This is a genomic window from Acinetobacter sp. V91_7 (assembly GCF_031799075.1).
GTDB lineage: Bacteria > Pseudomonadota > Gammaproteobacteria > Pseudomonadales > Moraxellaceae > Acinetobacter > Acinetobacter calcoaceticus.
The window spans coordinates 184132-198323 of the sequence record NZ_JAVQNT010000043.1 but is presented as its reverse complement, the minus strand read 5'-3'; the positions used below and the strand labels follow the sequence as shown (position 1 = coordinate 198323).

Here is a 14192-nt window from a genome sequence, read left to right as displayed (position 1 = left end):
TATGACAATTCAATCCAGCAAAATAGAGGCATCAATCCAACATTCGCCAATCGCCAAGTCATTTGAATTGCCTGCGTGGTTACCTTGGTTTTTGACACGTTTGGTGTCAGGGGCATTGGTTGTTTTTGTTATTAGCCTCATTGTGTTTATTGCCACACAGGCACTTCCATCGGATCCAGCTCGCGTCATTTTAGGTCCAGAAGCACCTGAAGCCACGGTTCAAATACTTCGTGAACAATTAGGCTTGAATGATCCGATATTGGTTCAATACTGGCATTGGTTAAGTCAATTATTACAAGGTGATTTTGGGCGCTCGATTGACTCCAATGTGCCTGTTTTACAAATTATTCAGAATTATTTTGGTAATACAGTTGCACTCACGAGCCTCGTGATTGTAATTACTGTACCACTTTCAGTCGTGCTGGGTGTGTGGCTATCGCTCCGCCGTGACAGCAAGTTAGATCGGATTATTGTCTCCAGTTCGATTCTATTTAAAGCAGTGCCGGGGTTTGTGATTGCGATTTGGTTAATGATGTTTTTTTCAACATCGGTTTTACACATATTGCCAGCCGCATCGTTACTGATTCCTAATGAGTCGCCTTATAGCCAATTAGAGTTTTTAATTTTACCAATTTTAACTTTAGCTTTATCACTCATTCCATATCTGATGCGTTTAGTGCGTGGTTCTATGATTGATGCGCTAGAGTCGGAATATGTGACCTCTGCACGGCTGCGTGGTATTCCTGAGCGACGGATTATCTGGAAACATGTTTTACCAAATGCATTGGTGCCAGTGGTGCAGGGAACAGCATTGACCATCCGAGTTTTGCTAAGTGGTGCTCTCATTATTGAGGTGGTTTTCAGTTATCCCGGTATTGGTAATGCGCTCAATGCAGCAATCGAAATGAGGGATATTCCGACCATTCAAGCGATTGTTTTATTGCTTACCATTTGTGTGGTAGTCGTTAATTTAATTGCAGATTTAATCACGACTTTACTCACACCAAAAATACGAACTGCAAAAAGACATAAAGCACGTTCGCCGGGAAGACGTCAGGCGTTACGTTTATGGAAGTCTGGCCGGCCAATTACAGTAAAACCTGTAGACCGTCGCAATGCTTTAAAGAATATTCAGCAAGGAGGGGGAAAATGAGCTCACTTCACTGGTACCAAAGAAACTTTTTTCAAACATTAATTCGTGAAAGACAAGTACGTTTTGGATTTGTAATCACTGCTTTGGTTTTGATTTTTGCACTGGTTGGCCCGTTATTCGTTCCATTTGAGCCCACTGCGTTGGTCGGCATGACTTATGGTTCACCTGAAGGGCGTTCATTTTTAGGTTATGACTATATTGGTCATGATGTTTGGTCACGTGTACTTGCTGGCGGTGCTTCTATTATTTGGATGACACTGGCTGCTAGTTTGGTTGCATTAATTATTGGTTCTAGTTTAGGCATATTCGCTGCTTTTGCCCGAAATAAGATTGATCAGTTTGTAACTTGGCTGACTGATGTGTTTATGGCCTTTCCAGATCTCATTTTAGTCTTACTTATTGTTTCGATGTTAGGTCGACAGCCTTGGCTCATTGTTTTAACGGTTTCAATTGCTTTTGTTCCCGGAGTTATACGTCTTGCGCGAAGCGTTGCACTTAACCTAGTGGAACAGGAATATATCGAAGCTGCCCGAATTCTAGGTTACTCAAAAACCTATATTTTATTTCGTGAAATCTTACCCAATATGTTGACGCCGTTATTGATTCATCTCGGTGTGATGCTGACTTGGGCGGTGGGCATGTTATCGGGTTTGGCTTTTCTTGGTTATGGTGTGGCACCTCCAGCAGCAGACTGGGGACTCATGATTAATGAGAACCGTGCGGGTTTATTGGTTCAACCATGGGCCGTGTTTGCTCCTGTTATTTTAATTGCTTTGTTTGCCCTCGGAACGAATGTATTGGCAGAGGGCGTTGGACGTGCAGCAGCTCGGATTGAGGAAAAATAAACATGGCAAATACATTTAAAAATACAGTCTTGACCGTAACAGATTTAACAGTTGCATTGGTAAACACCGGTAATCACATCGTTTCTAATATTTCATTTAGCTTGCGAGAAGGTGAAGTTCTAGGGCTGGTCGGAGAGAGTGGTTCTGGTAAAACGACATTATCGAGCGCCTTATTGGGCTATGCACGGCATGGTGCCAAAATTATTCAGGGAACAATTGAGTTAGATGATCAAAATATTTTCAGTTTAGATGATCATGCTTTGCGTCAGGTTCTTGGTCATAAAATTAGCCATGTTGCCCAAGATCCTGGAACAGCACTCAACCCAGCATTAAGTATTGGTCAACATTTATTTGAATTATTAGAAGTCCATCAATCACAGCTATCTAGTGTTGAAAGATACCAGAAGGTTGCCAAAATTTTAGATGAAGTAGGTTTGCCCCATGATGAGCTATTTCTAAAGCGTTATCCCCATCAACTTTCAGGTGGACAACAACAACGAATTTTATTGGCCTTGGCATTCTTGCTACAGCCACGTTTGATTGTTTTAGATGAGCCAACCACCGCCTTAGATGTGACGACGCAGACCTTGGTATTGAACATCATTCGTAAATTATGCCGTGAATATAATGTTGCTGCTATTTATGTATCGCATGATTTAACAGTTGTAAAAGACATTGCAGATCGGGTGATTGTTTTATATTCAGGGCGAATTGCTGAAGATGCGGTATTAACCCAACTATTTGAAACCCCTAAACACCCTTATACGCAAGGTTTACTTAACGCCATTCCCGATGTGGCCATTCGTAAATATTTATCTCCAATTGAAGGGCACGCACCGTCACCAAATGAACGTCCAGCGGGATGTGCTTTTGCAGTACGTTGTACTTTCGCCACAGACATATGCCGTCAAAAACAACCTGAATTAACTCAATTAAAAGATGAGTTTGACCCGCATTTTGTTGCTTGTCACCATTCGGATCATGTTGGCGTGATTAGTTTTAAAGAGCTTGATCATCAGGTTATTGAACGAGAAACTGATCGAGAAGCACTGCTAAAAGTTGAACATATTAATGCATGGTATGGGCAGCAACAGGCTCTTTTTGATATCTCATTTCAACTCGAAAAAGGCGAATGTTTAGCATTGGTTGGTGAATCTGGTTCAGGAAAAACAACTTTATCGCGTGTCATTGCTGGCTTGAATGAAAATGCAGATGGACAAATTACATTAGCAGATGAAGTCTTGTCATTGCGTGGGCAACAACGTCATTTTCAGCAACGACATAAACTGCAATATATCTTTCAAAACCCTTATAAAGCCTTGAATCCAGCACATACGATAGGTCAGACATTAATTAAGGTCGTGCAGCATTTCTTTGGAGCATCTCGACAAGAAGCCATAGAAAAAGTCACACAGGTACTTAAACAAGTCTCTCTGCCTATACAAGTTCAAGAACTCTATCCTAGAGATTTATCTGGTGGAGAGCGACAACGTGTTGCTATCGCACGAGCTTTGCTGTGCCAACCTGATGTTTTGATTTGTGATGAGATTACCTCTGCTTTGGATGTTTCAGTTCAGGCATCTATTTTAAAACTGCTACAAGACCTTCAGCAGCAAGGGGTGACCTTACTATTTGTGACCCATAACCTAGGGGTTGTTCGTGCAATCGCAGATCGAGTCGCCGTATTAAAAAATGGACATATTGTTGAATACGGTGAAACAGACCAAGTGCTTAGTCATCCTCAACATATATATACCAAAACTTTGCTTACACATGCGCCAAGCTTGTTTAAAAACAACGTGCTTGAAGTTTACGCATAAGAAGAACAGATTTTCCGGAGTTAAAAATGAACGATATTAACCAACGTAATTTTTTAGAATTAGGTAGCGTAAGACATATTCAAAGCGAGCAAGAAGCACTTGATATTGCAAAAGAGGTGGCAGATCAACTGAATCAATTTGCTCGAGATCCAAGTTATAACAAGACTGTCCCTTATGATCAGGCACGTCTAATTTCAGAAGCTGGTTTAACCGCAATTATTGTGCCTAAGCAGTTTGGAGGCTTAGGTGCCAGTATTTCAACATTGGTCAATGTGGTGAAAATTATTTCATCTGCCGATGGTGGTGTAGGGCAATTATTACAAATTCACTTCACCATGTTTCGAGGAATTTTAACGGGCTATGACGATGAAATTCGTGATCAATTACTTGCCGATGTATTAAGTGGAAAACGTTTAGGCAATGCACTTGCAGAAGTGGGGGGCAAAGATAAGTTTCAGCATAAAACACGCGTAGAACGAAATGCGGAAGGACAATTAATTTTAAATGGCAGTAAGTTTTATTCTACGGGCTCTTTACTTGCAGAATGGATTTCTTTATTTGCTGGTAGTGATGATGGACCAGTCTCGATTTTAATTCATCGAGATACGCAGGGAGTAGAGTTGCTAGATGACTGGGATGCGATGGGACAAAATAATAGCGTCAGTGGCACTGTTAATTTTAAAGATGTGGTTGTTGATGAACGTTATGTTGCCAAGCGAAATACAGGTGGTTTAGGCACGGTTCTACGTACGGGACTCACTTGGCCTCAAATTTTACACGCTGCAATGGACACAGGAATTGCCAAAGGTGCGTTACAAGGTGGGATTGATTATTTACAACATTATGCTCGTCCTTGGGTGGAAAGTGGAGTCGATTCACCTACACATGAACCTCATATCATCAAACAAATTGGTGAATTCGCTGTTTTGGTTCGTTCAGCTGAAGCATTATTAGATCGTTCGGCACAGATTTTTGAACAGCACTTGACAAATGTAGAAGATGAAGACTTACAAACTGAACTGATTTTATCGGTTGCTGCTACACGAAGTCAGTCTGATCATGCATCTTTAAAAATTTCGAGTGAAATTTTTGGATTACTCGGGGCAAGTTCAACCTTGTCGAAGTGGAATCTAGACCGTTTCTGGCGTAATGCACGAACGCACACCACGCATGACCCAATTCGTTGGAGGCTATATCATGTTGGAAATTATTATTTAAATAATATTCCACCTGGTGAATATAATTCAGTGCTTTTAAAGAAGCAGGCGGAAAATGTGACTAAATTTTCTAAGTAGAATGAAGTAAATAAAAAAAGGTTGTCATCACGACAACCTTTTGTTTTTTGTATTGTTAAGCCACTTGAGCTTGAATAGAAATTTCCTGCACCACCCATTCACGAACATTAATGTGTGCAGGAATAAAGTCCCAGCGATAGAGAAAATCACTCAAGTCTTGTAAGGCAATAATAGAAGTCTCATCAAAGTTGGTGTTCAGTTTTAGATGAGCATTTTCCCCATAAGCTGCATGAACCCATTGCTCACTACTATTACATTCTTTTGCCAAATAACGATGGGTTTCATCGGCGTGTGCATGGGCCCATTGTTCTGCTTGTAAAACAGCATCGACAATCGATTGTGCTTGCTCTGGATAGTGCGTTAGAAAATCTTCATCGACAGTGAGCGTTCTTGGTGTGCCATTATTGGAGCGTAGGATAGGGTCTGGATGTGAACCAATATCAATAATGGTATGAAGGGCGAAATCATGAGCAATTTGCGCAGCATGTGCGCCTTTTAGAAAAATGGCATCAACATCACCTTTAATTAATGCCACGATCTCTGCACTTGCATTGATTTTATTGCGATTGCCATAAAAACTAGAATCATTTTCTGTAGGCTGTTGTTGCTGTGCGGATAAAATATCTGCTCGTAAACAATCGACTAATTCAAGATCGCTCACCTCCAGATTTACTGTTTTTAAGGAATTTTCTACCCCCCGAATCGCCTGTGCACGCGAGAAATCAATAATTGCATCTTGATTCAGTGGAATTCCAAAACGTTTGCCTTTTAGGTCGGCAACAGTTTTGATGTTTGAATCATAGCGTGTTAACAACAATTGAACTTCATCAGCCCAAGATAAGCCAATCACTTTAGTTTTTTGACCAGATGCATATGCCCAGATTGCAGGAATACTGCCGCCATGTCGAACTGAGTTGGCAAGGGTATGGTTAAAATGAGAGTTACGAATATCTTTGGAGTTTGATTCTCGAATTGATTTAATTTCAATCTGTTGCTCATCAAACTTTTCTTTGAGCCAACCTTTTTGAATTGAAATGCCTAGGCCTGTTGGTACAGGGCAGCGTGTATACCAAAGTGTGTTTAATGGTTGAGTTTGAAGTGTTGTCATCGTGACATCCTTTTGTGGTTTTTATGCTTTAAAGCAAAATTGATGCCACTCAATAATTTATTGATATTTAATAATTATTTTTGATATCGTTTTTTATGATGTTGATATATCAAATTTTGTTGCGATTACAGCAAATCAATTGCGCTAGTGTTTTAAAATCAACACCCCCATAAATAGTGAACTATAAAATTAATATAAAACAATAATTTAAAATCTTTTTAGAGATCATTAATTTGGCATGAATCTCGCAATAAAACGGAATCTTAAATTTTTACTATCTTTTATGTTTAAAAATTATCCATTATTACGAAGTTTGGCTTTATATCGTTTTATGCCATTTCGTTTCTTATTGACGGCGACCTTATTTGTGATTGCAAATATGGGGTTAGCACTCCAACAATATTCAATCGGACATGCGATTGATACCTTAAAACATAGTGAACGAGAAACCTTATTTCAGCATGCTATTTCTGATCCTTTAAATCCTTGGTTTTGGTTCATTCTACTTACGAGTATTGCCACTATCAGAGCTGTTATTCAGTATTTGGCAGGGTTAAGTGCTTTAACCATTGGCCAGCAACTGCTAAGTATTTTAAGAGAAAGAATCTTTAGTCAAGTACAGCATTTAGATGTTTCATGGCACTGGAAACATGGGCTAGGAGAAGTATTATCTCGTACAACACGTGATTCAGATAAATTAAAAGAAGCACTCATCAATTTTTGGCGACAAGTGTTTGAGTCAAGCTTGGTTGTTACCGTAACTGTTGGACTCTTGTGTTGGTATCATCCTTGGCTCGGACTAGTTCCTTTATTATTTATTTTTTTAGGGCTTTGGGTTCTATTTAAACTGACCAATCAATTGGTGGTTCTGGACCATCAAGTTGCATTTGCATATGAAAAAGTCAGCGATACCTTGGCAGAGAGCGTGAATGGAGTACGGGTAGTCAAAGCGTTCCAACTTGAAGAGAAACTTTTACAGCGTTTTAATCATGCTGTAGATCTATTTATTCATCACTCTATTCAAACCATAAGCACAAGTGCGAAACGCTTGCCCATTCCTCAAGTGATTATTGCGTGTTCTTATTTATGGGTGATTGGCTTTGGTGCTTATTTAATTGGCCAAAACGAGTTGCAGGTGGGGCAGTTTGTAGCTGCGATACTCATGGCAAATTTATTGGTGTTTCGTATTGAAAGCATTGGTCAGGTCTTACAAATTTTTGCTGATGCTCGCTCTTCGGCAACAAGAATATGGCAAATGCTTGATGAAAAGTCTGTAATTGAAGATCAACCACACCCTTTGCCGTTGCAATGGAGTGATGGGTTAAATATTAGATTAGAAAATGTAAGCTTTCAGGATAAAACAACACAAAAGTTTATTTTAAAGCAGTGTCATGTTGAATTTCGTGCAGGTGAAATCATCACTGTCGTAGGCAAAACTGGCTCAGGGAAAACCACCTTGATGAATTTACTTAATCGGTTTATTGACCCAACAGAAGGGCAAGTCCTGATTGGTTCTGAGCAACAGGGATGGATCAATATCAAAGATTTAAGCCTATTTGAATTACGCCATTTGGTTCAGATTATTCCCCAAGAAAATTTCTTTTTTAGTGGCACACTAGCAGATAACTTAAGAGTTGCTAAGCAAGATGCAACTGAGCAAGAGATGCGAGATGCTTTACATTTAGCTTCCGCATCCGAATTATTACAACGGCTTGATGATGGATTAGTCACGCTGATCGGGGATAAAGGCGTTACTTTATCTGGAGGACAAAAACAGCGGATTGCTTTGGCTCGTTCCATCTTAAAAAACTCGCCAATTTTAGCCCTAGATGACTCAACCAGTGCTTTGGATTCGACTACAGAAAAACAGGTTTTACAACGACTATCAGCGCTTTCTGATATAGGAAATCATTTTAAGAAAACCATTATTATCAACTCGAATAAACAAACCACGATTGCTTTATCTGACCGAATTATTGTTCTAGATCAAGGGCAAATTATTGCCCAAGGCACGCATGCTGAATTAGTTCAAGATTGTTTGTTTTATCGAGAGTTGATGGGTTTTGAGTTGCCACAACAGGAGCTTGAAGCATGAATACAAGTGTTAAAAATTTCCGTCCATTCGCAAAATCAGCCGATCTACAAATCGAAGAAAATTTGGCAAAGACCTCAATTCATAGAGGGATGTTGAAGAAACTTATTCCTTTAATTTATCCCATTCGTTATTTGCTACTTGCTTTGATTGCAGTAGAAATTTTACAAGTGATGAGCGTTTTTGTTCGGCCTTGGGTGGTGAAATATATTTTAGATTCGGGCTTTCAGCAAATTGCTGGAAAAATGGTGCTACATCAGCCTGTTTTATTCATTGCGATTAGCATTTTAACGTTAAGTTGGATTTGTCGTTTTGCTTTAGCGGGGGTATCAAAATATTTGTCAGGCCAAGCAGCTTTGAAAGTTATTAATGGTTTAAGACGTTCTTTGTTCCAGCATATTCAAAGTTTAAACATTGGCTATTTTGACCGTACTAAAGCTGGCAGAATTATTTCACGAGCAGATCGTGACGTTGATACTTTAGAGCCTGTTTTAATACAAGGACCACCAGAATTACTTTCAGCAATTTTGCGTTGTGGTCTGGCTTCTGTTCTTCTTTGGCATATTTATCCACCATTTTTCTGGTGCTTATTTGCAACTTTACCAATCTTATTTGGGATGACAGCCTTTTTTAAGAAATCATCGCAAAAACACTGGGGAAGAGTTGCCGAAGAACGCAGTCGATTTACTGCCCATTTGGTTGAAACTGTAAATGGCGCAAAAATCATCCAGCAGTTAAATTACACCGAAACAAATCAATCCCGTTATCAGGATTTATTAAAAGATTTTAATAACTCTATTATTTATGGCAGCAAGCGGACCAGTTGGTTTGCACCCTTTACAGGATTACTTTCGACTGTAGCCACAGCCGGATTTATTGTGATTGGTAGTTATGCCTATAGTGGTGGAATGATTAGTATTGGTCAGTTCGCCGAAAGTATTTTCTATGTGTTTTTATTCTTAGCTCCCTTACAGGAACTTACTGATTTATTTGAACGTTATGCAAATGGGGCCGCATGTGCCCAACGTATATTTTTACTTTTAGATACGCAATCTAGCATTCAAGAACAACCGAATGCTGTGAAGCTTGAACAGTTGAATGGTCATATTCGATTTCAGGGGGTACATTTTGCTTATACCCATAAGCCAGTTTTACAAAATTTTAATTTGGAGATTGAAGCTGGAAAAATAATTGCGATTGTAGGGCCAACAGGACATGGGAAAAGTACGATTGTTCAGTTGTTAACGAGGTTTTATGAACCTCAGCAGGGCGGAATTTTTCTAGATCGTTACCCCATCCAAAATATTCATCTGACTAGTTTAAGACAGCACGTGAGTATTGTTTTACAAGATAATGTTTTATTTAGTGGAACGATTTTAGATAACTTGCGTCTAGTTCAACCTAATGCTTCAGATCAGGTGCTTATCGCGGCAATTGAAGACTTGGGGGCAGATGAAATTTTGCAACAACTTCCACAAGGGTATTTCACTGAAGTAGGAACCCTCGGTAAAAACCTAAGTCATGGGCAAAGACAGCTGGTTTGTTTGGTTCGTGCATATTTAGCAAATCCTAAAATATTAATCTTAGATGAAGCTACTTCAGCAATCGATATCTATACCGAGCAAAAAATACAATATGCACTCAGACGCTTATGCCAAAATAGAACATGTATTGTTATTGCACATCGGCTGAGTACCATCCGTGAGGCCGACAAAATTGTCGTGATCGAAAACGGTCATGTTGTAGAGCAAGGTTCACATGAACAGTTAATACAGCAACAGGCCGCATATTTTCAGTTATATCAGTCGTATCTTCAAAATCAACTGGTCTAAACATCTTCGAAATTGAAAACTGTAGTTTTATAAACATTTTTTTGAATCATTGTTTAAATTTAAACAATGATTCTTTTATTTTAATTAATTAAGTTATTGATAATAAATAATTTAATTATTGGCATTTGCTTTGCTATATCGGTCTAGATCGTTAAGGAAGCTCATATGCGTACATATTTTTCTCAATTTATTATTCACTCCTCACTTTTTGCACTGAGTGCACTTACTGCTTCAATTGCTTTGGCAAACGACCAAAAGAATTTGTCAGAGGAAGAGGATGTCATCACATTACAATCTGTCGTTGTCACGGGTTCTAGACGAGCAATTAGTAGTTCTCTCGATGCACCTGCACCCGTTGATATTTTAACTGCCAAAGAGTTACAAGAGACTGGGGCAACTGATTTGGCAGCAGCATTAACACGGTTGTCTCCTTCGGTGACTTTACCCAGTTCTCCTGCGGGTGGGTTTGGAGCATCGGTTCCACCAAGTATTGCACTTAGAGGATTATCTGCCGATCAAACTCTAATTTTAATTAATGGAAAACGTAGACATACGTCAGCTTATTTCACCCGCCAAGCCTATGCAGGCGGAAGAGGCGCGGCGGTAACTGACTTAAGTTTAATTCCAGTAAGTGCGATTGAACGTATAGAAATCTTGCGGGATGGTGCTGCCGCACAATATGGATCAGATGCAATCGCCGGTGTCGTTAATATCATTTTGAAATCACGAGATCATGGTGGTGGCGTAAGCTATCAAACGGGTGGCTATACTCAAGGAGATGGTGAACAACATAAAGTTAACCTTTGGAAAGGTTTTGCACTCCCTAATGATGGTACTTTGACGGTTGCATTAGATTTAGGCAAACGTGAAGCTGCAAGTAACACGGCCCCAGATACACGAACTTTTTATGATGGTTCAACCAATGCTCAATATACAGAACAAAATACACCCTATAGAACATGGAAATTTGGCTCCCCCGAACAAAAAGATCAAATCAATGTAACGGCGAATTTAGATTTACCTTTGACGGATGACCTTGCACTTTATGGTTTTAGTAGCTATGGCCATCGTAAAACGATAGGGGAAAACTTTTACGAGCCCCCAACAACCAAAACAGTACTGAATCAATCCAGCTATTTTAAAGAACGTTATCCAGATGGACGCTCGCCATTGAGCTTGGTCACTGTAGGTGATTTTGCAACAACAGTTGGAGTTAAAAAAGGAGAGCAGAAGTCAGGTAAATATGATCTTTATGCAACGTATGGACAAAATAAAGTGAGTACCGAACAAGGTAACGGTATTAACCCAAGTTACGGCTCAAATTCTCCTTCAAATTATGACTTGGGTGAAAATATCTTTTCGCAATTAAATACAGGGCTAGACTATAGCCGTGATATTACAATTGACTGGTTAGCAAGCCCACTCACATTATCTACAGGGGTTTTATATCGTTGGGAACAATATAAGCAAAATGCAGGTGATCCAATTGCCTATACCCGAGGCCCATATTTCAATCCAAGCACAACTTTAGGTGTGGGTGTTCCGGGGATATATGCCGGAATTACAGACCAAGATGAACGAAAAATTAGTCGCGATGTTTACGGTATCTATCTAGATTTAGAAGCAGATATTATTAAAAACTTGAATGTCGGTGCCGCTGTCCGAAGTGAAAAATATTCAGACTTTGGTTCGACCACAAACGGAAAATTATTTGCTAAATATGATGTATCACCTAAATTTACGGTACGTGGTTCAGTAAATACAGGCTATAGAGCGCCATCATTGGCACAGCAGGGCTATTCGGCTTATAGCGTACAAACAGTGCAGACCCCTTCAGGTTGGCAAGATGTTCAACAAAGAACTTTAGTTGCAGGAAGTGAGGCGGCTTTACTGATTGGTGGAACTTCTCTTAAACCAGAGAAATCGACGAATTATTCTTTAGGTTTTGTTTGGAAGCCTCTTGTTAATACATCGGCAACTTTAGACCTTTATCAAATTGATATTAAAAATCGTATTTTGCTTTCAGACAATATTACTGGAAGCGTAATTACCAATGCTTTTGCCAATACAGCGTATTCAAACATTGCCAATGTGGCGTTCTTTAATAATTTACTAGATACACGTACCCAAGGCGTAGAGCTCGCGCTTAAACATGATTTAAATCTTGAACAATATGGCAAGTTAAATCTGAACCTAGGTCTGGCATATAACAAAAATGAAATTACCGAAACTAGAGATTCTATTACCGCAAAAGGTGAGCGAATTCCTGTTTCAAGCATTGCAGGACGAAATACACAAAGCCTCATTGAGTCTGCTGCACCAAAGACAAAGCTAACACTTGGCGCACTTTGGTCAAATCAAGCATGGAGCGTGAATACAGCAGTCCGTCGCTATGATAAATGGACCACTTTAAATAACACCAACACTGCACTAGACCAAACCTTTGACCCACAGTGGATTGCAGATTTGGATATTGGCTACAAAGCGGATGCATTTGTGAAAGGTCTGAAATTCAATTTAGGCGCGATCAATTTATTTAATAGCCATCCTGATCAAGCGAAAGATTCTTCGGTCGGCAACATCGTCAAATATAGTTTTAATGCGCCTGAAGGAGCATTTGGAACATATTTATATGGCCGCGTAAGTTACGAATTTTAAATCAAAAATGATGAAACAAATTTTAAGGTAAATGACAATGCAACATACTTTTTTATCAACGTTATGCAAGTTTTCTTTAATCACAACGGTGTTAACTTCGAGTTGTTTGGCAAACGCTCAACAAGCTCCAGCGCCTGAAGATAAATATGGAGATGGCCGAGTTTCTGAGTTTTACACATGGAAATCAGCTATTCCAAATCAAGCTGGAAAATTATTAAAAACAGAGGCTATTCATAATCCCTATATTCGTTTGGCAAATGACAGTCAGGCTATTCGGATTCTCTACAGTTCTACCAGTGGTAAAGATAGCAAAACACCTATTGTGGTTTCAGGAAGTATTCACTTACCTAAAGGAACACCACCGAAAGAAGGTTGGCCAGTGGTGTTATGGGCACATGGTACGGTCGGTTTGGCCGATGCTTGTGCGCCGTCTTGGAGTGGACGATCATACCGTGATGTACAATATTTAAATCGTTGGCTTAAAGAAGGATTTGCGGTCGTTGCCACAGATTACGAAGGGTTAGGTATTGCAGGACCACACTTGTTAATTAATAACCCAATGCTGGCCTATAGTATTTTAGATAGTGGTAGAGCTGCTCTCAAAACCAAGTTACCCCTTGCAAATAAGTTTGTGATTGTTGGTCAATCTCAAGGAGGCGCCGGTGCTGTTGCAGCTTCTTCCTACTCGGCAACGTATGCACCTGACTTAAATATTAAAGGTTCAATTGGTACAGGAGTGATTTATCAAGATCCTGAAGCGACGCCTGAAAAAAATCAGTTGAAGTTAAATCCTTACGAAGTCAGCCCATCACTGGCTTATGGCATCTATAGTTTTTTAGTGACACAAAGTTTATATCCAGAAATTAAAACAGAAGATATTTTCACTCCTGAAGCTACTCCTTTGGTTGAACAAGCAAGAAATGCCTGCTTAACAAGTTTTATGGGAGATATTCAAACCGCAGGGCTTTCGCCAGCACAAGCATATAAACCTAATCCACCAGCAAGCTATAAAAAGCTGCAAGAGAAACAGTCGAATGATTACGGTTATTACCCTACATTAAAAATCAGTCATCCATTATTTATTGGAACAGGGGCAAATGACCGAACACCAGATGCTCGTTCTCAAATGAAACTGGTGGCAGATGCTTGTAAAGCAGGTACAGTGGTCGAAGGTCATTTGTATCATGGCTTAGGCCATAGCGAAACTGTTAATGCCTCATTAAAAGATTCAATTCCGTTTGCTAAAAAGGTGATTGCGGGAGAGAAAATTCAGGCTATTTGTAAACCTGACTTGCAATAAAAGATGGGCTAAAGATTTTCTCACTGAAGAAAATCTTTATTAAAAAAAGCCGCTCTTCAAAGATGTTGAATGAGCGGCTTTTTGCTTTA

9 protein-coding genes are annotated in these 14192 nt (G+C 39.5%); 8 read left to right on the top strand and 1 reads right to left on the bottom strand.

Going from position 1 to position 14192, the window contains the following annotated elements; all coding sequences use genetic code 11:
• Window position 1 precedes the first annotated feature (1 nt).
• From RMB03_RS15840 to RMB03_RS15825, 4 genes are read left to right on the top strand one after another with little or no spacing between them, the layout of a single operon-like run.
• Window positions 2-1153 carry an ABC transporter permease gene (locus RMB03_RS15840; RefSeq protein WP_311076879.1) on the top strand — a complete coding sequence of 384 codons (1152 nt, stop codon included), beginning with the start codon at window positions 2-4 and terminating at the stop codon, window positions 1151-1153.
• A complete protein-coding gene (locus tag RMB03_RS15835; RefSeq protein ID WP_311076878.1) occupies window positions 1150-1998 on the top strand; it encodes an ABC transporter permease in 849 nt (282 codons plus the stop codon). Before RMB03_RS15840 ends, RMB03_RS15835 begins: the two co-directional genes overlap by 4 nt.
• 2 nt (window positions 1999-2000) lie before the next feature.
• Complete coding sequence (locus RMB03_RS15830; protein ID WP_311076877.1) at window positions 2001-3818, top strand: ABC transporter ATP-binding protein; 1818 nt, start codon at window positions 2001-2003, stop codon at window positions 3816-3818.
• A 26-nt stretch (window positions 3819-3844) separates the two neighbouring features.
• Window positions 3845-5113 carry an acyl-CoA dehydrogenase family protein gene (locus RMB03_RS15825; protein ID WP_311076876.1) on the top strand — a complete coding sequence of 423 codons (1269 nt, stop codon included), beginning with the start codon at window positions 3845-3847 and terminating at the stop codon, window positions 5111-5113.
• Window positions 5114-5168: 55 nt separating this feature from the next.
• Here RMB03_RS15825 and RMB03_RS15820 read toward each other — a convergent pair whose 3' ends face one another.
• Entirely contained in the window at window positions 5169-6221 is a 1053-nt protein-coding gene (locus RMB03_RS15820; protein WP_311076875.1) for an ABC transporter substrate-binding protein, read from the bottom strand.
• Between the two features lie 283 nt (window positions 6222-6504).
• On the opposite strand from RMB03_RS15820, the gene RMB03_RS15815 reads away from it, so the two are divergent.
• The 4 genes from RMB03_RS15815 to RMB03_RS15795 all read left to right on the top strand — a co-directional run bounded on the left by RMB03_RS15815 (window position 6505) and on the right by RMB03_RS15795 (window position 14103).
• On the top strand, window positions 6505-8316 hold the full coding sequence (locus RMB03_RS15815; RefSeq protein WP_311076874.1) for an ABC transporter ATP-binding protein: 1812 nt from the start codon (window positions 6505-6507) through the stop codon (window positions 8314-8316).
• On the top strand, window positions 8313-10145 hold the full coding sequence (locus RMB03_RS15810; RefSeq protein ID WP_311076873.1) for an ABC transporter ATP-binding protein: 1833 nt from the start codon (window positions 8313-8315) through the stop codon (window positions 10143-10145). The genes RMB03_RS15815 and RMB03_RS15810 overlap by 4 nt, the downstream gene beginning before the upstream one ends.
• A gap of 165 nt (window positions 10146-10310) precedes the next feature.
• Window positions 10311-12803 (top strand): TonB-dependent receptor, encoded by a 2493-nt coding sequence (locus tag RMB03_RS15800; RefSeq protein ID WP_311076872.1) that lies wholly within the window; start codon window positions 10311-10313, stop codon window positions 12801-12803.
• An 88-nt stretch (window positions 12804-12891) separates the two neighbouring features.
• Window positions 12892-14103 carry a lipase family protein gene (locus tag RMB03_RS15795; RefSeq protein ID WP_311077162.1) on the top strand — a complete coding sequence of 404 codons (1212 nt, stop codon included), beginning with the start codon at window positions 12892-12894 and terminating at the stop codon, window positions 14101-14103.
• Window positions 14104-14192: the final 89 nt, after the last annotated feature.

Bases quoted from the DNA above. Each gene is read 5' to 3' on its own strand.
- RMB03_RS15820 (WP_311076875.1), bottom strand. From the start codon at position 6,221: ATGACAACACTTCAAACTCAACCATTAAACACACTTTGGTATACACGC.
- RMB03_RS15815 (WP_311076874.1), top strand. From the start codon at position 6,505: ATGTTTAAAAATTATCCATTATTACGAAGTTTGGCTTTATATCGTTTT.
- RMB03_RS15810 (WP_311076873.1), top strand. From the start codon at position 8,313: ATGAATACAAGTGTTAAAAATTTCCGTCCATTCGCAAAATCAGCCGAT.
- RMB03_RS15835 (WP_311076878.1), top strand. From the start codon at position 1,150: ATGAGCTCACTTCACTGGTACCAAAGAAACTTTTTTCAAACATTAATT.
- RMB03_RS15825 (WP_311076876.1), top strand. From the start codon at position 3,845: ATGAACGATATTAACCAACGTAATTTTTTAGAATTAGGTAGCGTAAGA.
- RMB03_RS15800 (WP_311076872.1), top strand. From the start codon at position 10,311: ATGCGTACATATTTTTCTCAATTTATTATTCACTCCTCACTTTTTGCA.
- RMB03_RS15840 (WP_311076879.1), top strand. From the start codon at position 2: ATGACAATTCAATCCAGCAAAATAGAGGCATCAATCCAACATTCGCCA.
- RMB03_RS15830 (WP_311076877.1), top strand. From the start codon at position 2,001: ATGGCAAATACATTTAAAAATACAGTCTTGACCGTAACAGATTTAACA.